Raw genomic sequence first — 17,840 nt, 5'->3', positions numbered from 1 at the left:
GGATCGGCGACAGGTGACCGGGGACGGCGCGCGTGGTCCGGCCGGCCACGAGTGAAGGGTGTGGCGGTGGGACTGCAGCACACGGCGGGCGGGCGACGGCGGCACAGCACGATCGGTGCCCCACAGGCCGCCTTGGCAGTGCTGATGGTGGGTGGAGCGGCCCTGGGAGCGCTGCTGCTGCACCCCGACACGGGCCTGTTGGCCCAGGGCCGCGGGCCGCTCGGCGGCAACCCCGTCCTCGTGGTCGGCCTCGCCCTGCTGTCACTGCTTGGCGGCTTGGCACTGCGCGAGAAGTACCAGGAGCAGGTCGGCGCCGCCTGGGAACTCAACCTGGTGGAACAGCGGGTGGTTGACGGCGTGAGCCGCGTCCTGCTGGCCGCGACGCTGGTCGTCCCGCTGCTCGTGCTGGTCCTGCACCAGTTCGGTTCGTCCGGCAGCAGCCACGGGGGCGGCCACGAGTCGTCACCGCTTCCCAGCCCGCGGCAAGACCCGGTGCCCACCCTGCCACCCGCACAGCGTGCCGGGCACGCCGGCCACAGCATGCACTTCGGGCTGACGCGTATCCTGCTCGGTCTCGGTATCGCCCTGCTTGTCGCGGTCGTCATGATCGCCGGGCTCCATCTGTGGCGGTATCTGACCCGGCCGCCGGCGGCCGAGGCCCCGGCCACGTACGCGACGCTCGACCACGAGCAGGAACGCCTGGCCCAGGCCGTGGACTCCGGGCGCCGTGCCCTGCTGGACGCAACCGACGCTCGCGCAGCCGTCATCGCCAGCTATGCGGCCATGGAGGAGTCGCTCGCCGACTCCGGCGTAACCCGGCGCGCCTCGGACAGCCCGCAGGACCTGCTGGAGCGGGCCGTCGCCGACGGCCTGCCCACCGGGGCGGCCGCCGCCGCGCTCACCGCGCTGTTCCGCGAGGCCCGTTACTCCACGCACCCGATGGACTGCGGCCACCGCGACCGGGCCGCGGCCGCGCTCGCCGAGATCGCCGACGGCCTGCGCTCGCCGACTTCTGGACCCGAAGCCGTGACGGGTACATCGTGAAGGCGCCCACCCGGATACGGGCCGTCGTCAACTCCGTGCTGCCAACGCCCGGTTCCGTACGCCACTCGCTGGCCGTACTGGGCACTGCCGCGGTCGCGGCCGACGTGCTGCTCGCCCTGGCCGACGGTGCCGCCGCGGCCGCCACCGGCCTCGCCCTCATCACCGCGGTCGCGCTGGCCCTGGGGCGCTTTGCCGCGGGCAGCGCCGCCCAGGACAGCGGCTGTCGCAGGCCGGTGCGCCTGCTGGACAGCCGGGCCCCGGCGCTCGGCGAGTGGCAGCGCATCGTGGCCAAGTCCCTCGCGGGCGACGCCGAAGCGCATCTCGACACCGTCATGCGGCCGCAGTTGCAGCGGCTGTTCGCCGCCCGACTGGCCGAACGGCGCGGCGTGGCGATGTACCGGAACCCGCAGCGGGCCCGGGCGCTGGTCGGAGCTGAGCTGTGGCCGTGGATCGACCCCGAGGCGACCGCTCCGCAGCGCACTCTCCCCGAGCCCGTCCTGCGCTCCCTGCTCGACCGCCTGGAAGCCCTGTGACCGGTGGCGCTGTGGCCGACCCCGCAGCCCGCGCACCCCGACCCCGCCCTGTGAGGAACCGACCGTGACCAGCCCGCAGCCCATCCCGGACCACGACACCCTGACACCCCGGCAGGCAGGGGAACGGGCCGCGGCCGTGCTTGACGAGATCCGCACGGCCGTGGTCGGCAAGGCGGAGCCGCTGGCGCTGGTGATGCTCGGCATCCTCGCCGGCGGCCATGTCCTCATCGAGGACCTGCCGGGACTCGGGAAGACGCTTTTGGCACGCTCCTTCGCCACCACGCTCGGCCTGGACTTCCGCCGCATCCAGTTCACCCCCGACCTGCTGCCCTCCGATGTCACCGGCGCTCCGTTCTACGACCAACGGACCGCAGACATGGTCTTCCGGCCCGGACCGGTCTTCACCCACCTGCTGCTCGCCGACGAGATCAACCGCACCCCGCCCAAGACCCAGGCCGCGCTGCTCGAGGCGATGGCCGAGTCCCAGGTGTCCATCGACGGAACCACCCGGTCGCTGCCGGAGCCCTTCGTGGTCGTCGCCACCGCCAACCCCATCGAGTACGAGGGCACGTACACCCTGCCCGAGGCCCAGCTCGACCGGTTCCTGCTGCGGGTTCGGATGGGCTATCTGACGGCGTCCGAGGAGGCAGGCATGCTGCGCGCGCGTATCGATCGGGCGGCGCCCGAGGCTGTGCTGCGTACGCTCAGCGGACCGGGCGAGGTGCTGGCCATGCGGGCCGCCGTCGAACGCGTCGAGGTGGACGACGACCTGCTGGAGTACGCCGTCTCGCTGGTCGGCGCCACCCGGGCCCACCCGCATATCCAGGTCGGTGCCTCTCCGCGCGGCGGCCTGGCCTTGGTGCAGCTCGCCCGTGCCCGTGCCGTCCTGGACCTGCGGGACTATGTGACCCCGGAGGACGTCAAGTCCGTGGCGGTGCCGGCCCTCGCGCACCGCGTCACCCTCAAGCCGGAGCTGTGGGTCCGGCAGATCGACGGCGACGACGTGATGCGCGAGATCGTGCAATCCGTGCGCGCCCCGCAGACCTTGCCGCGCACGCCGGTCGTGTCATGACAGAGCCGGCACCGGCCCGCAGAGCGGCCGCCGCCGTTCAACGGGCCCTGGACGGCCGTCACGACGTGACCGCCGAACCCCCGCCGCCGCCCCCGCCCGGCTGGCGCACCGGTGAACGCGCCCTGCGGCTGGGCACGTTGGCCGTCGTCGCGCTGGCGGCCGCGCTGGTCACCGGGCGCCCCTGGGTACTTGCTCTCGCCGCCGCCCCCCTGGTGATGCTCGCCCTTGCCCTGCCGAGCGGGCCGCGCCCGGAGGCGGTGACGGCCGAGGCCGAGGTGGAGCCGCGGCGGTGCTTCGAGGGCGAGCAGGTGACGGTGCGGATCGCGGTGGCCTACGACGGTGAGACCGGCCGCCTGGACCCCGGCGTCACCCTCGGCCACGGGGTTCGGCTCGACCACCTCGCGGTGGGTCCGCACCGCGTCGATCTCGTCCTGACCGCGCAGTGCTGGGGTCGCTGGACGCTCGGCACGGTCGACGTCGACGTCTACGACCGCGGCGGGCTGGCCCGGCGCACCGTGCGGGCCGATCTCGGTGAGGTCGCTGTCTTCCCGCTGCCCCAACACGCCCGCCTCACGCCCATACCGGTCCGGCTGCCGCAACGTCTCGGCGAGCACACCGCCGTGCAGCGGGGCGAGGGCGTCGAGGTCACCGGCGTGCACCCGTATGTGCGCGGCGAACGTCAGCGGCGGATCCACTGGCCGGCCAGCACCCGCCGCGGCACCCTCCAGGTCCACCAGTTCGTCGCGGAGCGCACCGCCGACACCGTGGTGCTGCTGGACGTGCTCGCCGACGTGGTCGACCCCGTCACCGGCGCGTCCTCGCTCGACGAGACCTTCCGGGCCGCTGCCGGGCTGGCCCGCGCCTACCTGCGTACCCACGACCGGGTCGGCGTCGTGTCGGTGGGTGGAGCGACCCGCTGGCTGCAACCGGGCAGTGGCCAGGGGTACTTCTACCGCATGGTGGAGAGTGTGCTGGAGGTCCGCAAAGACCTCGCGTACCGCACGGAGGGACTCAGCCTGCTCCCACCGCCCGCGTTGCCCGAAGGAGCGCTCGTGTACGTCATCACGCCGCTGACCGACCAGCGGATTTTCGACATCCTGCACCAGGTGCGCGGACGGGCCAACCCGATGGTCGTCATCGAGATCCCCACTGGCGACCCAGTCGTGGAACCCGGTGACACCGAAGCGGAACTCGCGCTGCGGCTGTGGCGGGCTGACCGTGACGCCATGCGCTTCGCCTTGGTGAAACGCGGCATCGCGGTCGTCGCCCACCGACCCGGCGAGACCCTCGACCTCGCCCTTGCGTCGCTGCTGCGCACCCGCATCCGCGGGGGGACCCGATGACCACCGCCCCCGCCCGGATCGCCCGGCCAGGCCCGCGCCCCGCCGGCAGCCGAGCCGTCCTGCTCATCGCACGTCTCACCTCCCGCATCACCGACCGCTTGCTCGGAACGGCCCTTGCCGTCGCCGCCTGCAACCCGCCGGCCGCCCTGCACGCACCACTGCTCGTCAGGGTGCTGGTCCTGGGGGTGGCGACGGCCGCCTGGTGGGCCGCCCCGATGGTCGACGCGCGCCCCGTCCTGACCTCCATGCGCTGGCGGACATTCGCGGCCCGCCGCAGGACGACCGTGCTGCCGGCCGCGGCGATCGCGGTCGCCGCGGCCACCGGCCCCGCGCTCTGGCTGGTCGTCTGCATCGCCGCCCTTCTGATTGCCTACCTGCTCGTAACCGACGCCTGGACAGCCGGTGCCACCGCCCCTCCCGGCCACCCGCAGGCGACACCCGCACTGGCGGCCGCCGCCGCGACCGCAGTGGTGCTGCTCGCTGCCCAGGCACCGGTCGCAGACTCCTCATGGGCACGTCTGCCCGCCTCACTCGCCATCGCCGCGACCACGGTCTGCCTGGTACTGGCGCTACGCGCCCGTCGCAGCCCGCCCGGTTGACCGCCGGGACCACTGGTGAGTTCGGCTCATCTCGGTGACACCCCAAAGATGGTCAGGGGTGAGAGGCTGGGGCTGCCTGCATGACAATGCGAACACCCTTCCGGTGAGCCATCTATGCTGGTCCGCAGCATCACAGGGGGAAGGGATAGCCGATGGACTGGTTCTGGTGGGTTCTCATCGCCTTTTGGACGGGTGGCTTCGCGTGGGCGGCCGACAACATCCGCACCGCACTGCGTAATCGCCATGAGCGCAAGCTGCAGTTGCTGGAGGCGGCAAGACAGGAACGTTTGGCCGTCGAAGCAGCGAACAAGTCTCCGGAGCCAGTGTGCGGATGCACGCACCATCTCGCCAAACACGACAAGCAGGGCCAGTGCCACGAGCGCGTCGAGGTACCAGTGGCCTGGGACGAGAACAAGAAGCCGCTGCGTTACGAGGCTGGTCAGTGCAACTGCCAGCAGTATGTGGGACCGCAGCCTCTGTCGCAGGTGTTCGCGGAGGACCTGACAGATCTCGCCTGACCAGGATGGCGAGGCCACTGTCGTACATGACGCTGGGGACAGTTGGTCGCCAGTGGGATGGGGATTCCCGGCGGCTCTCTTCGTTGCCTACGGTGGCCGCATGGGTGGGCACGGTGTTTCCCGGCTGTGGCTGGTCCGCCTGATGGACTCCGACGCCGCCACCATGACCCGCACCGTCCGGCGCCTGTAACAGGCTGGCTTCGTCCGCCGCCGCCCCGACCCCACCGACAGACGCGCCTCACTCATCGAGCCCGCAGCTGCAAGCCACGCCCTGCGCCGCGAGGTCGAGCCGGGCTGGAGCCAACGCGAGGAGCTCTCGACCGCTGGTATGTCCGCCGACGAGCGGATCGCGGCCCTGCTCACCCTGGAATGCCTGGAGCACAACCTCGTTCAGGCGGCCGCCGATCCCGCGGGCGCAGACGCGGAGCGTTAACACTTTGACGGCGCCGATCCGCTCCGACGGTCGGTCCCCGGCTCCCTGTTTCTTGTGAAGGCCGCACTCCCGCACCATGCGGTGCACTCCGCGACGGTGGAGTCCACTCCTTGCCGAGTGGGTCGAGTGGGTGCGGTGCATCGTCGGTGCGCGCCGCAGCATCGGGTACCCGGCATCGGGTGCACTCAGTGGCCGGCCTCCCGGCCGCCGTGCGGGCCGGGCTGCTGCGGACGGTGCGCCCGCTGGTCGCCCTCACGCACGGGGTGCCCTGCGTCGGCATCGTACTGTTCGGTGTAACGGGCTGTGCGGGCGCGGGAGTCGTCGGCCCGCCTTGGCGAACGCGTCCTGGAGATAACGCAGCCGCTCGGCCGTGAAGAGAGGGTGAGCTTCTCATCTGCTGTGATGCGTAGTTTTCGGTGCCCTGAGGATTCCGTCATCGGTGCGGCACGAGCACGCCTGCGGCGCGGAGCTTGGCCTCGGTGAGCGCGGTCAGGCGGGCCGCCACCGGGGCTTGGTCCTCGCGGTGGTTGTTGATCAGTTTGTACTGGACCGAAGCCTTGGCCCATGCCTGCAGGCTGGCACGATCCCCCAGCAGCGTGGGGTTGGCGAGGTAGTGGTCGGCCATGGCGGTCGCGAGTTCTTCGATCCTCGGGTCGTCCGGTTCCCAGGTCTCGGCCTCCCAGCCACGCTTGGTCAGTTCGATGTACTCGGGGTCGTCGAGGCCGTGTTCGAGCTGGGTCAGGAAGCCGTCGAAGCCCTCCGGCACCAACGCCCGGGCCAGCACCAGGGCCTCGCGTTGTGCGGCCACGTACTCGGGGCTGAAACCGAGGCCCGGCATCCGGTCCAGGATCGCGCAGGCGCGGTCGGGCAGCAGGGCCCGGTCGCCGTCGGCGAGCCGGTGCAGCGTGTCGCGGCGGGCTGCCAGCTCATCGATGCGTTCGGTGAGCTGCCGCTCGACGTCGGCGAGCGCGGCGCCGAACCGCGCGGCGTCGGCGTCGAGCAGGGAGCCGATCTCGGCCAGCGGTACGCCCGCGGCGGCCAGCGTCCGTACCTGCACCAGCTGCAGCAGCTCGCCAGATCCGTACCGCCGGTAGCCCGAGCTGTCACGTTCCGGCTCCGCGATCAGGCCGAGCTTGTGGTAGTGCCGCACCGTCTTCACCGTGACGCCGACGAACGCCGCCGCCTGCCCGATCGTGACTCCGTTCCTCATCGGCCCAGCTTGCCGCAGAACACCTCGGCGACCAAACGCTGTTGGGCGGTCCGGAATGCTGGTGCTATCGACAGGTCGGCGTCGTCCACCCAGGTCAGCCCGGCGGTCAGGGTATGGGTGCCGTCGGCGGTGCTGTACATCAGCGCCGCCGAGCCCATGGTGGCACCGTTGTGCTGGAAGATGGTGCCGCCCTCTGTTTCCTGCGCGAACACCCCCAGGCCGTAGCCGACGGTCGCCTCCGGCGTGCGCATCTCGGCCAGCAGCTCGGTCGGCAGGAGCTTGCCGGCCATCAGCGCGGAAAAGTACGTGTGCAGGTCCCGAGTGGTCGAGATCATGTCACCACCGGCTCCGACCCAGGACGGGTTCTGTCGGGTGACATCGACCGTCCGCTCCTGCCCGGCGTCCTCGTAGCGGTAGTAGCTGTGGTTGTGCGGCTCGGGGATTTCCGGCGAGGCGCCCGGTGCCACGGTGCCGGTCATCCCCAGCGGGTCCAGGATCAGCCGCTGCAACTCTTCGGCGAACGATTGGCCGGTGACCTTCTCGATCACCAGCCGGGCCAGCACGTAGTTGGTGTTGGCGTAGCTCCAGCCCGTACCCGGCGCGAACCGCGCCGGCTTGGACAACGACAGCCGCACCAGCTCCTCGGGCAGGTAGGTCTTGAACCGGTTGTCCACCCACTCCTTGCCCTGCCAGGGGACACCCAGCACGATCGTCCCGTCCTCGTAGAGTTCGCCGGTGTGGTTGAAGATCCCGCTGGTGTGCTGCAGCAGCATCCGCACGGTGATCCGCCGGTCGAGACCGAACTCGGGCAGGTAGTCATCGGCCGGGGCGTCCAGGCCGATCCTGCCCTCGTCCACCAGCAAGAGCACCATGGTGGCGACGAAGTTCTTGGTGCTGCTGCCGATGCGGAAGTGCCCATTCTTCAGGGGCTCGGCGCTCTGACCCAGCTCGCGCACACCGGCGCTGCCGACCCACTCGCCCTGCTCATCGTTCACCCGGAGCTGGACCCCGGCGAAGCCGGACTCGGCCAACTCCTCGATCGCCTTCTGCAGCTCCGGACGATCCTGCCCCTGACTGGAAAGTTGGGTGGACATGTTGCTCCCTCACATCGGTGGTGTCCGGGTCGGCGTGGTGCCGCTGCGAGGAGCCTCCACCCTGCCCCGAGGTCAACCTCAACTGTGATCCAGCCCACGGCCGCTTCCAGCCGGCGTGACTGTCAGCGAGAACTCCCGGCCCGACTCCGGGTCCTCGCCTCGGCCTCGCTGTCCCGCGACAGCGCTCCACCCGACCTGGGACCGCAGTCGGCGCGGACCAGGACGAGTTCACGACTCGCCAACTCCAACCGCCGCAACCACACGGTGCACACCTGCGCCCTCCACGCCTACCGGCGCCGGCGCAACGCCAACGTCCGCCACCCCGCTGCGCTGGCAGCGCCGTGAGCGCGCCTGGATCCGCAGCGAGAAGAGCCGCCTCCGCCGGGGAGGGTGTCCCCTCCCGTCCGAACGGCTTGTGGTCTTCAGGTCGAGAACTACGTGCAGACCCGCTCAACCTCTCGATCGGCATCGCGGGCCCAAACACCCACGGCAGTCAGGGCCTTGAGCCGCTCGTGCGCGGGATTCCGCCGATCCGCTCGCGCCGAGGGCCGCGCCGACGTAGGCCCTCAACGCTCCACGCCGACAAGGGCTACGACTACGACAACCTGCGCCGATGGCCTCGCGCGCGCAACGTCACCCCGCGCATGGCACGCAAGGGCGTCGACTCCTCCCACCGCCCGGAGCGCCACCGCTGGACCATCGAGCGCACCGTCTCCTGGCTCGCCGGATGCCGCCGACAGCACCGCCGCTACGAACGTAAGGCCGAGCACTACCTCGCCTCACCGGCATCACCGCTGCACTCATCTGCTTCCGGCGCCTGTCGCATCACCTGTGATGCGACAGGCGCCGGCTACGGGACGTTCCAGGCGGAGATGAACGGCTGCCCATCCTCGGCGGCCAAGCAGCTGAGAGTGCCCGGATGCGGGTGGCCGAGCAGTCGGCTCGCGGACGCGTCGAGGCCGAGCCAGCGGACGGTGAGCACACGAGCCAAGTGGCCGTGCGCGACGACGGCGACGTCGCCGTCGTGCAGAAGCGGACGGATACGGTCCAGCACCGCGTCCGTGCGCGCGGCCACCTGCGCGAGCTGCTCGCCGGGATGGTCGGCGTCGCCTGGAATGACGCCGTCGCGCCACAGATTCCAGCCTGGCCTTGACTCGCGGATCTGCTCGGCGGTCAGGCCCTCGTAGCCGCCATAGTCCCACTCCAACAGGTCGGGATCGGGCTCGGCACCGGTCAGGCCGGCCAGTTCGGCGGTCCGGATGGCGCGACTCAGCGGGCTGCTGAACACCGCGACCAGCCGGCGGCAGGCGAGTCTCGGAGCAAGAGCCCTGGCCGCAGCCTCGCCCGCGTCGGTCAGCGGAACATCGGTCCGACCCGCATGCCGGCCCGACAAGCTCCACTCGGTCTGGCCGTGCCTGATCACTATCAGTTCACCCATGGCCGCGCACGCTATCTGATCTTGTGGCGCGCCGAGACGGTTTCCGTCGCCTGCGCCTGATCTACTGCTTGGGATCACCAAGTGAGACCCATGCTTCCGGGCGCCATCGCTCTCTTTCACGAACTCGACCGCCAGCACGGTATGGACGGGGACGGCGATGCAGGGTGCACGTTTGCGAAGGCGTACAAGTCTGCGGCGGCCACGACGCTCGAAGGCCGATCGTTGACTCCGAGGGGCTCCGGTCGATGGATGCCGGTCCATGCTGCCTGTGGGCTTAGCGTCCGGGCGATGGACGGGCTGCGCAGAGCGCCGTCTGGACAGTGGCCGCCATGTCTTTGTCCTGGGCGTCCGTCTCGCCCGGATAGAGGTTCGCCATGACGGTGGCCTGCCTGCCGTCGAGGGTGACTGCGCTTGTCGTCTGGTAGCCGACGATTCCCCCGTCGTGCCCCCAGGCGCGGCCGCCGCACGGCAGCGGGTGGCTCTCCAGGCCGAGGCCGTAGGCCCCGTTGTCCGGGGATCCGGTCGGCCGGGTCGTCATCATCTGCCGAAGCTGGGCGGGCCGGAGCAGCCGCCCGTGGACGAGCGCGTCCAGGAAGCGGTTCATGTCGGCGCCGCTGGAGATCATGGCGCCGCTCGCGCCCGCGACCGTGGGGTTGAGCGCGGTGGTGTCCTTGAGCGGCGCGTCCTTGTCCTTGCGCACATAGCCGCTCGGGTGCGGGCCCGGGATCTTCGAGGTGTCGGCCGGGACGGATGTCTGGCGCAGGTGGAGCGGATCGATGATGCGTCGGCGGATCTCGTGGCCGTAGGTGTGCCCGGTCACCCGCTCGATGAGCATGCCGGCCAGCAGGTAGCCCGTGTTGGAGTAGCGCCAGTCGGTGCCGGGCGCGAAGGACGGGCGGTGGGAGAGCGCGAGCCGCACGAGATCGCGGGTGTCGTAGTGGGTCAGCGGTTTGTCGATGACGTCCTGCGGCTTGAGGTAGTCGAGGTAGTCGGGCAGGCCGCTGGTGTGCTGGAGGAGTTGACGGACCGTTATCTTCCGCCCGTCGTTGCCGTGGCCGCGGACGACGCCGGGGAGGTAGCGCTCGATCGGCGCGTCGAGGACCACGCGGCCCTCGCCCACCAGCTGGAGCACGACGGTCGCCACGAACGGCTTGGTCATGCTGCCGATCCGGAACGTGCTGTCTGCGCGCACCGGCGTGTTCCACCGCACGTCTGCGACGCCGCTGGTCAGCACAGCGCGGCCGGACCGGTTTTGCAGTGCGACCAGCGCGCCGGGGCCACCATCGGTCGTGGTCAGCCGTTGCAGCAGTGCGCGGAGGTGGGGGAATTCGGCGGTGGGCGCGGCGGTGTTCGGCCGGGCGTGGGCGTCGTCCGGCTGCGTGCTCAGGGTGACACCGGCGGCCGCGGCCAGCACGAGCAGGCCGCCCACCGCTCGCTTGTACGTGGTTCGCTTGAGCGTGATCATGTAGGCGTCCTCGGAGGTGGAGGTGTGGTGTGCTGGTCGGGCGAGCGGCGCGTCCCCGGCCGAGGCTGCCGCGCACGCCGTACCCCCATGGTGGCCGGGGCCTGAGAGGCGGCGTAATGGGGCGACCGCCCGGATCGGCGGTGGGGACAGCCCCAGGGACACGCCGACAACACCCCGGCCCCTTCGCCGCGCAGAGCACAACCAGGGTCCCGAAGCAAGCACCGAGGTGTTCTCGAAACCCAGGCTCTGGTTCAGGCGCTGCTGTCCTGGGCAGGCGGTGCGGCGCCGTGGTGCTCGAGGATGACTACGACGATGAGTTCCGCTTCGATCACCGGGCGATCGGCGCACTGCAGGGACTGGCGCCTGACTCCGTCATCCACCTCGGTTCGACGAGCAAGTCCCTCGCCCCGGCCCTGCCTCTGCGGCTGACCGGTGTCCCTGCGGGCGTGCAGGCCCTCGCCACGCTTCCCGCAGGCCACGACTCGGACGCCCTCGTCCGGCGGGCGGCCGCCATGGGTATCGCCTTCGCCTTGGCCTTCGACTCCGTCACCCGCTACCAACACGCCCCACGGCATCGACCAGGCCATGGCAGCCCTCGCCCGCACAATGGAGAAGGCGTGGTCCGCGCCCCGTCCTGCTTGAGTGGCCGCCAGCCGATCTCGCGCGTCATGCCGAGGAGCGGCCTGCTGGCCGCCCGCTCCACCGTCGGCTGTTAGGGGCTGAGGGGTGTCGTCGGCAGTCCGGGGGTCACCCCGTCAGCGTGGCTTGGTCGCGTCCCTTCTAGCCCCAGCGCAGGGCGTACGCGTCGACCAGGAGGAGCCTCGCGGCCGGGCGGGTGCGCACCCCTCGGCCGTCTGCGAGTGGTCCCCCTGCCCGCACATCTGGGCTGGCCTCGAGACCCGTTGAGAACGAGGGCTACCTGTTCTGCCGCCAGCCCGACCAGGTCGAGATGATCACGCAGGCCGCCGGCTGGTTCCCCCGGTGGCCGGCTCGTCGACGAAGAACCCTATGACGCCCCCGCCGACTCCCCATTCCCCCTGGCCCAACGCATACTCACCGCCGACGAGCACACCGGCAGACAGCACGGCGCCGCCATGACCTGGGCCTGCAAACCGCCCGCCCTGCACGCCCGCAACGCCCTGACCGAGGTCGCCTACACCGGAAACCTCAGGTCGCCGACCACGGCGACAAGGTCACCCTTCGCCAGTTGGGCCGCTCCCGTGGAATTCCCGCCCCGCTGGACGATCTCGTCCGCCGACTCGTACGACGCCGACCATGACCTGGACGAGGCTTCCGGCAAGGACAGGGCCGGGGCGGGGCCGTACTACCTGCTCTTGATCTGTACGCGCTTGATGTTCACCGGCAGCGTCGGAAAGCCGTCTCCCGGCCCGTTCTGGTCGTCCTCGCCGCCCACCGCGATCTTCTGAAGCACGTCGAGGCCGGCGGTGACTTTGCCGAACGGCGTGTAGGCGGGCGGGAGTTTGGTGTCCTTCCAGACGAAGAAGAACTGGCTTCCGTTGGTGTTGGGCCCAGCGTTGGCCATCGCCACCGTCCCCGCGGGGTAGGTCGCTCCGGTCAAGTTCTCGTCGGGGAAGGAGTAACCGGGTCCGCCGCTCCCGGTGCCGGTCGGATCGCCGCACTGGAGCACGTAGATGCGCGCGGTGGTGAGCCGGTGGCAGTGCGACCGGTCGAAGTAGTGGCGCCGAGCGAGGAACTTGAAGGAGTACGTGGTGCAGGGAGCCTTGTCGGTCAGTGCCCGAAAGGTGATCGCCCCCTGGCCGGTGCGCAGCGTCGCACTGTACGGCTTGGCGGCCTTCACCGGGTCGAAGACCGGTATCCCCTTGAAGTTGTCTGCGGGAACGGCCGGCGTGTAGGTGCAGGCGGCCGGCGGCGCGGCAGGAGGCGGGGTGTCGGCCGCGGCCTGCGTCGCGGTGCCGAGGAGGAGCAGGGCGGAGGTGGCGAGCAGGGCGCTTGGCTTACGGAGCACGAGACGGTTCCCTTCGGGTCAGCATCGTATGGGTGTGTCATGTCCGCCTCATCCTGCCCCCTCCGCCGTCCGGGTGAAACCCGTGCTCCGGGCACCGTCAACTTGGGCGGGCGGTCGCCACAGCAAACGGGCGACAGGACACGGACACCGCGAACGGGCGGTCCTCCAACCGACCCGCCGGCCGCAGCCGTTGTGGTGCACCTGAAAGCGATGCCGTACTCACGGGCGAACCGGTTGGCCTCCGCAGAAGAGCCGCGGCGCAAGCGGACGCCTCAGTCGGCGGCACCCGCAGCCACCCTCGAATGGATCGGTCGCCGCGAGAACTTCTGCATCTGCGGGCCCACGGGCACTGGCACGTCCCACTTCACCGAGGCCCTCGGCCAGACCGCGGTCGAAGCAGGCCTGTCCGTCACCTGGTTCACCATCCAGGACCTGGGCGCCCTGGTCCGCCGCCACCACGCGGACGCCCCCTTCGCACAAGCCCTCGCGAAGATCATCCGCTCCGACCTGATCATCGTCTACGGCACCGGCCTCCTGCCCGTCTCACCCGATGCCACCGAAGGGTTCTACCGCCTGGTCGACGCCGCCTACGAACGACGCTCGGTCGCCGTCAGCAGCAACCTCCACCCCTCCGGCTTCGACGAGATCATCCCCAAGCCCCTGGCCTCTGGTCGAAGTCCTCCTTGTAGGCGCGGCGCTGGGTGAGTTCGGATTCGGTCAGCCGCGGGTGTACCGGCGGCTGCTGGGGGGCGGCCCAGAGTTGCATCAGGTGGCGTTCACCGCGGTCGCCGACGCCGGGCTCGGGGGTGTGGCAGTGCAGGCGCATCCGGATCCACACCGGGGCGTGGTCGGTGGGCAGTTGGAGCGGGCCGCCTTCGGGGCCGGCTTCTTCGAAGTCTCCGCTGCCGAGGATGTAGATGACGGGAGTGTCGTCGGTGGCGTGCAGGCTCATCTCCTCCGCGGGCCCCCAGACAGGGCCGGTCTCGGGCGGGGGCGGGGCGTCGTGGGTCTGGACGGTGATGGTGATGGTGCCGGTATCCATGTCGGTGGGGATGTGCGCCGTGTCGCTGCCGATGGGCCCGCACCGCCAGCCGTAGGCCACTCGGGCGGCCATGCGTAGTCCTCGCCGAGCGCGAGGAGGTAGCCGTACTCGCCGGTCTCCGGCGTCAGGGTGGTCTCAGCGATGATCAATCTGATCTCCTCGCGCGGAGGGGCACCCCGGCGAGCCGGGGTGCCCCATGGTGCCGTTCGGCCCAGCGTGTCAGGCCGTCAGGCGACGACCCGGACGGGTCGTTGTCCATGACGTGCATCGGCTGGCGCCAGTTCGTGATCCGGGCGCCCTGGCCGTTGTTCTGGTTCGGGCTCACCCACGTCGTCTCTCCCTGCGAGGCGGGCAGCTTCGTGCCGCCCTCCTGACTTGAGGCGAACGGGTACTCGCCACAGTACGTGCGCCCCGCCCGTTCGGGCCGCCGTAGTGGCCGCCCTGGGCGCGGAGCTTGCGGGTCACGTCATCGATCCACGGGATCCCGCCTCGGCTTGGGGGCCGGCAGGGGCATCCCGCTGTGCCCCCGGGCCCGTTAGAAAGGTTCGGCGGCCCGCAGGAGATCCTGTGGAAGATAGGGGGACTCGACGCGGATGGCCCAGCCGCGGCGGCGGGCGTGGCAGGCCAGGGCGAGGATGTCCAGGTTCACGGAAGCATCCGGATCGTCGGCGCGGTCGGCGACCCGGTAGTAGTCGCGGTGGGCTTCGAGCGCGTCGGCCAGGGCCAGGTTGAAGCTCTCCTCGTCGCCCTCCACGAGTTGTGACAGCAGCACGGCCGGCGGCATGGCGAAGCCCCAGTCCTTGGCCTTCTCGGCCTGCTGCAGGGCCCGCTGCGCGGCCGGCTCGGGATCAACGCCCTTGAGGTAGGCGTGGAGGGCTTCGCGGTAGGCGCTGAAGGCGGAGCCGTCCGGGCGCGCGAAGGCTGGGCCGGTGAGGACCAGCGGGGCGAGGTCCTCGCGTGCGCCGGTGATGAGGGCGAGGGCGGTGGCCGTCTGCCAGTTGCCGGCGCCGGCCTCCTCGCCTCGCTCGGCCGGGTAGCGCAGCGTGCGGCCGTCGATGGTCACCTCGGCTTCGGTGCCCGGTTCCGCGAGGGCGATACGGAAGAGCGCCGCCCCCGTCTGGGAGGCCAGCCGGAGATTCGCGAGCAGGGCGTCCGTGACCGAGGAGTCCCCCGCGCGCCACTTGACGAGACGTTCCTGATCACCGAGGACGCTGCCGAGCCGCCAGATGGAGAGGGCGCCTCCGTCCGCAGGCGTGAACGCCTTCTGGATGTGTTCCTCGTACATGGCCTCGGTCCGCGGGTTCACCGTCCGCGTGCAGGCGGGCCGTTCCACCACCAATGGGCCCGCGGCGAGTGCGGCCACCGCGTCCGGGCGCCGGTTCCGGCCGAACCCCCCGACCCGGGGGCCTCGGGTCTCGAAGCCGGTGATCAGCGCGTGCGGGAGGTAGTCGGTGCGGACGGCCGGGGCCCAGCCCAGGGTCCGGTACGCGAGAGCGGCGAGGGCGATGGGAACGAGCGGGAGAAGAGTGCTCGGGGAGGCCGAGAGGCCGTGAAGGGCGGTGTGCCTGGCCAGGAGGTCGGCCAGCGCGGCATCGAAGGCTTCCCGGTCCTCGGTGGTCAGGGCGCGCAGCGTGAGCAGCGCCGCAGTCTCCGGCCGGTCCAGGAGCGGCTCGTCGGTCTCCTGGGCGCGGGTTCGGACGCGGTCCAGGGCCGCGTCGACGGCGGTGAGCTTGGCCTGCGCGCTCGGCGGATACTCCTCGTCGTTGCCGGTGTCGTCCAGGACCACGGCCATCAATCCGGTGGCGAGCTCGCCGCTGGGCGTCCCCTGCGCCTTCTCGGCGAACTTCTGCCGGGCGAAGTCGAAGGCCTCGCCGTGCCACTTGGCTTTGTCCCTGAGGACCGTCAGGCAGAGCGCGTCGATCCACTCCCCGGGCGTGGCGCTCTCCTCGGGGGCGTCGTGACCGGGGTCGTAGCTCATGCCGAAGTTCACGTACTCCAGGAAGATCTGGAAGCTGCAGTGCGGGTGGTAGGCGGCGTAGGCGACGGCGCCGGCCGCGGCTTCGGAGGCGTCCTTGAGGGCGGCCTTGGCCTCCGGGGTGTCGAGGTCGGGTGTCTCGATGGAGAGGGCGCCCAGGTAGTCGAGGAACTCGTCTGCGATCGACTGCCATTCGTAGGTGGCCATCCGGCCTGCCCGCGACATGGACCGCACCTGCCTCCCGATGCGGTTCGTGAAGTCCTCGCGTGCCGCCGAAACGGCGGCCCCGCCCACCTGGTGACGCTCTATTCGCACTGCCCTGCTCCTTGATCGATCTCTGCAACAGCCAGCCTAGGCGCGGGATCTGACAGGCCAGCGTCTGACTGCTGTCACCGGGCCCTGGCCGGGCCACGGGGTTCCGCGGCAGGGGTGTCGGCGCCGCTGCGATGACCAGGCAGTTCTGGCCGCGGTCGTGTTCGCGGCCACCTCCGGGTGCGAAGTGCGAGATCGACATATTCCTGGCGCAAGGACTCGCGATGCCCCTCGGGCCCTGGTACGGGCCGTTGTCGGTCCTGAAGCTTCGCCATCTTCGAACGTGCTGGTCGGAGGCTCTGGTGTAACTGCTGTGCGACACGCTCGTGCTGGTCGTGGGTGGCTGTCCGCTGTCTCGATCATCCGGCGGGCCGTTCACTGGTTTCCACTCGCCGCCGTACGTGCGGCTCCTACGCGCCGTTTCCTGGCGGATCCCGAGGTTCACGAGCGCATCACCGCACGACGCGCGGAGTTGGACGAACTCGAAGAACGGCTGGTCAAGCAGCTGGATGAGGTACGGATCGAGCGGAATGAACTGGCCGTCGCCGAGCGGGTCCGGCAGCAGATGAGCAAGCAGCTCGCCGCCGAGCGCCAGGCGGCCGCTTCGCCGACGGTGCAGGTAGGCGGGCGTGGGGTGCTGCTTGTCCCGCGCCGTGAGCCGGGGGTGGCCGTCGGTGGTTCTGTCACGGCCCGGCAGGTCGGCGAGACGCTCGGCCTGGACGTCGGGGTGCAGGGGAAGTTGGAGCCGCTACCCGGGAAGATGACCAAGCTCGCCGACGGCGGCTGGCTACGCAAACGGCCCGACGAGAAGTTCACCGCCAGCCTGTGACAGCAGCGCCAGGGCCGTAACTGTGGTGACACCGGCGGCTGGTTGGGAATGCGTGACCAAAAGCAAAGAACACGCCGAGGACAGCGTCTCCCATGTCTGCCAGTGCCGCCTCCCGCTGTCCACCCGCACCGTCACCCACCAACTGAAGCAGATCCGCTCACCGTTCCGGTCGCGGCCCCCGGGTCGGATAGCCGCGCTCTCCTGGCGATGCGGCGCCACGACCAGCGCCTCCTGGACGCGGCCGGCGGCAACGGCGTGCCCGAGTCGACCCTGCGACGCTGGCGCGACGAGATGATCAACCTGCTCGCCGCCCGGGCGCTGCGGCTGGACCGCGCCCTGAAGAAGATCGCCAAGCGCGGCGGCGAGGTTGACCGGCATCGACGGCACCCTGAGAAAGGCAAGGCGATCTGGGTCTTCGCCGCCCGCCCGGACGCACCCACGATGCCACCGCCGCCCGCAGCGACCGAATCGTCGAGCACCTGCAGGCGGCCGGTCGCTGCGCGTTCGCCGACCTGGGCTCTATCGGCGTGGACAAGCCCGAGAGCCCTGACGACCTGGTCATTGTCACCGGCTACAAGGCCACCCGCGCGCGCAAGGTCGGCGCAGGCCAGCAACGGGCCAACCGCGTCCTGGCCGCCGGAAGCGCCTCGGCCGAACACGGCTTCGCGAACCTCAAGGCGTGGAGCATCCTCAACAAGCTCCGCACCGACCCCGCCCACGCCACCGCCCTCCTGCGCGCGCTGCTCGTCCTCACCATCCTCGAGGTCAACAGGTGACAGATGACCAAGACCGCAGACTCCCGCCCACCACCTGCATGGGCATCCCGCGCGAGCGCCATGGCAGGGCCTTCTACCTGCGCAGAACGGCGGTCAAAGATCGTGAGGCCTCTCGGGACCAGCAGCCGCAGAGCGTCACGGAGTCGACGTAGGTTCCGAAGCTCGATCGC

General features: G+C 70.7%; 19 protein-coding genes and 3 pseudogenes. 13 read left to right on the top strand and 9 right to left on the bottom strand.

Going from position 1 to position 17,840, the window contains the following annotated elements; translation table 11 throughout:
• The first annotated feature begins 66 nt into the window (after window positions 1-66).
• From ACFYZB_RS33705 to ACFYZB_RS33680, 6 genes are all read left to right on the top strand, one after another.
• Window positions 67-1,044 (top strand): DUF4129 domain-containing protein, encoded by a 978-nt coding sequence (locus ACFYZB_RS33705; RefSeq protein WP_388764996.1) that lies wholly within the window; start codon window positions 67-69, stop codon window positions 1,042-1,044.
• Window positions 1,041-1,577 (top strand): hypothetical protein, encoded by a 537-nt coding sequence (locus ACFYZB_RS33700; RefSeq protein WP_388764995.1) that lies wholly within the window; start codon window positions 1,041-1,043, stop codon window positions 1,575-1,577. Before ACFYZB_RS33705 ends, ACFYZB_RS33700 begins: the two co-directional genes overlap by 4 nt.
• 64 nt (window positions 1,578-1,641) lie before the next feature.
• The gene (locus ACFYZB_RS33695) at window positions 1,642-2,649 is read left to right on the top strand and encodes an AAA family ATPase (protein ID WP_388764993.1); all 1,008 of its coding nucleotides are present in this window, start codon (window positions 1,642-1,644) and stop codon (window positions 2,647-2,649) included.
• Window positions 2,646-3,992, top strand: coding sequence for a DUF58 domain-containing protein (locus tag ACFYZB_RS33690; RefSeq protein WP_388764991.1), 1,347 nt, complete (start codon window positions 2,646-2,648; stop codon window positions 3,990-3,992). Before ACFYZB_RS33695 ends, ACFYZB_RS33690 begins: the two co-directional genes overlap by 4 nt.
• Window positions 3,989-4,591: a hypothetical protein gene (locus ACFYZB_RS33685; protein ID WP_388764989.1), complete on the top strand. Its 603-nt coding sequence runs from the start codon at window positions 3,989-3,991 to the stop codon at window positions 4,589-4,591. The genes ACFYZB_RS33690 and ACFYZB_RS33685 overlap by 4 nt, the downstream gene beginning before the upstream one ends.
• 152 nt (window positions 4,592-4,743) lie before the next feature.
• Entirely contained in the window at window positions 4,744-5,109 is a 366-nt protein-coding gene (locus ACFYZB_RS33680) for a hypothetical protein (protein WP_351216470.1), read from the top strand.
• Window positions 5,110-5,347: 238 nt separating this feature from the next.
• On the opposite strand, the gene ACFYZB_RS33675 is transcribed toward ACFYZB_RS33680, so the two are convergent.
• The 3 genes from ACFYZB_RS33675 to ACFYZB_RS33665 form a co-directional block, all read right to left on the bottom strand.
• Complete coding sequence (locus ACFYZB_RS33675; protein WP_388764986.1) at window positions 5,348-5,629, bottom strand: hypothetical protein; 282 nt, start codon at window positions 5,627-5,629, stop codon at window positions 5,348-5,350.
• Between the two features lie 346 nt (window positions 5,630-5,975).
• Window positions 5,976-6,752, bottom strand: a complete 777-nt coding sequence (locus ACFYZB_RS33670; RefSeq protein WP_388764984.1) for a MerR family transcriptional regulator — start codon at window positions 6,750-6,752, stop codon at window positions 5,976-5,978.
• A complete protein-coding gene (locus ACFYZB_RS33665) occupies window positions 6,749-7,846 on the bottom strand; it encodes a serine hydrolase domain-containing protein (RefSeq protein WP_388764982.1) in 1,098 nt (365 codons plus the stop codon). The genes ACFYZB_RS33670 and ACFYZB_RS33665 overlap by 4 nt, the downstream gene beginning before the upstream one ends.
• A 234-nt stretch (window positions 7,847-8,080) precedes the next feature.
• Between ACFYZB_RS33665 and ACFYZB_RS33660 the strand changes: the two are divergent.
• Both ACFYZB_RS33660 and ACFYZB_RS33655 read left to right on the top strand, forming a co-directional pair.
• Window positions 8,081-8,237: pseudogene (locus ACFYZB_RS33660) on the top strand (IS630 family transposase); the annotation flags it as partial.
• A gap of 58 nt (window positions 8,238-8,295) precedes the next feature.
• Window positions 8,296-8,681: pseudogene (locus ACFYZB_RS33655) on the top strand (transposase); the annotation flags it as partial.
• Window positions 8,682-8,696: 15 nt separating this feature from the next.
• Here the strand turns inward: ACFYZB_RS33655 and ACFYZB_RS33650 are convergent.
• A complete protein-coding gene (locus tag ACFYZB_RS33650) occupies window positions 8,697-9,284 on the bottom strand; it encodes a histidine phosphatase family protein (protein ID WP_388764979.1) in 588 nt (195 codons plus the stop codon).
• Between the two features lie 274 nt (window positions 9,285-9,558).
• Window positions 9,559-10,749, bottom strand: a complete 1,191-nt coding sequence (locus ACFYZB_RS33645; protein WP_388764978.1) for a serine hydrolase domain-containing protein — start codon at window positions 10,747-10,749, stop codon at window positions 9,559-9,561.
• Between the two features lie 287 nt (window positions 10,750-11,036).
• Here ACFYZB_RS33645 and ACFYZB_RS33640 point away from each other — a divergent pair, with 287 nt between their 5' ends.
• Entirely contained in the window at window positions 11,037-11,465 is a 429-nt protein-coding gene (locus ACFYZB_RS33640; protein ID WP_388764977.1) for a hypothetical protein, read from the top strand.
• A gap of 608 nt (window positions 11,466-12,073) precedes the next feature.
• On the opposite strand, the gene ACFYZB_RS33635 is transcribed toward ACFYZB_RS33640, so the two are convergent.
• On the bottom strand, window positions 12,074-12,736 hold the full coding sequence (locus ACFYZB_RS33635) for a peptidylprolyl isomerase (protein WP_388764976.1): 663 nt from the start codon (window positions 12,734-12,736) through the stop codon (window positions 12,074-12,076).
• Window positions 12,737-13,030: 294 nt separating this feature from the next.
• Here ACFYZB_RS33635 and ACFYZB_RS33630 point away from each other — a divergent pair.
• Window positions 13,031-13,405 (top strand): annotated as a pseudogene (locus ACFYZB_RS33630) (ATP-binding protein); the annotation flags it as partial.
• Here the strand turns inward: ACFYZB_RS33630 and ACFYZB_RS33625 are convergent.
• Complete coding sequence (locus ACFYZB_RS33625) at window positions 13,383-13,850, bottom strand: hypothetical protein (RefSeq protein ID WP_388764974.1); 468 nt, start codon at window positions 13,848-13,850, stop codon at window positions 13,383-13,385. The pseudogene ACFYZB_RS33630 and the gene ACFYZB_RS33625 sit on opposite strands and share 23 nt — an antisense overlap.
• A gap of 463 nt (window positions 13,851-14,313) precedes the next feature.
• Complete coding sequence (locus ACFYZB_RS33620) at window positions 14,314-16,047, bottom strand: immunity 49 family protein (RefSeq protein ID WP_388765144.1); 1,734 nt, start codon at window positions 16,045-16,047, stop codon at window positions 14,314-14,316.
• A 490-nt stretch (window positions 16,048-16,537) separates the two neighbouring features.
• Here ACFYZB_RS33620 and ACFYZB_RS33615 point away from each other — a divergent pair, with 490 nt between their 5' ends.
• Entirely contained in the window at window positions 16,538-16,894 is a 357-nt protein-coding gene (locus ACFYZB_RS33615; RefSeq protein WP_388764972.1) for a hypothetical protein, read from the top strand.
• On the opposite strand, the gene ACFYZB_RS33610 is transcribed toward ACFYZB_RS33615, so the two are convergent.
• Window positions 16,853-17,272, bottom strand: a complete 420-nt coding sequence (locus ACFYZB_RS33610) for a hypothetical protein (RefSeq protein ID WP_388764970.1) — start codon at window positions 17,270-17,272, stop codon at window positions 16,853-16,855. The two genes, ACFYZB_RS33615 and ACFYZB_RS33610, sit on opposite strands and share 42 nt — an antisense overlap.
• A 29-nt stretch (window positions 17,273-17,301) precedes the next feature.
• On the opposite strand from ACFYZB_RS33610, the gene ACFYZB_RS33605 reads away from it, so the two are divergent.
• Window positions 17,302-17,670: a transposase family protein gene (locus ACFYZB_RS33605; protein WP_388765142.1), complete on the top strand. Its 369-nt coding sequence runs from the start codon at window positions 17,302-17,304 to the stop codon at window positions 17,668-17,670.
• Window positions 17,667-17,822 (top strand): hypothetical protein, encoded by a 156-nt coding sequence (locus tag ACFYZB_RS33600; protein ID WP_388764968.1) that lies wholly within the window; start codon window positions 17,667-17,669, stop codon window positions 17,820-17,822. The genes ACFYZB_RS33605 and ACFYZB_RS33600 overlap by 4 nt, the downstream gene beginning before the upstream one ends.
• Window positions 17,823-17,840 lie beyond the last annotated feature (18 nt).

Source organism: Streptomyces sp. NPDC001852 (genome assembly GCF_042891825.1).
In the GTDB taxonomy this organism is placed as follows: domain Bacteria; phylum Actinomycetota; class Actinomycetes; order Streptomycetales; family Streptomycetaceae; genus Streptomyces.
Note: the sequence above shows the minus strand (reverse complement) of the source record. Positions and strands in the feature narration are given on the sequence as shown.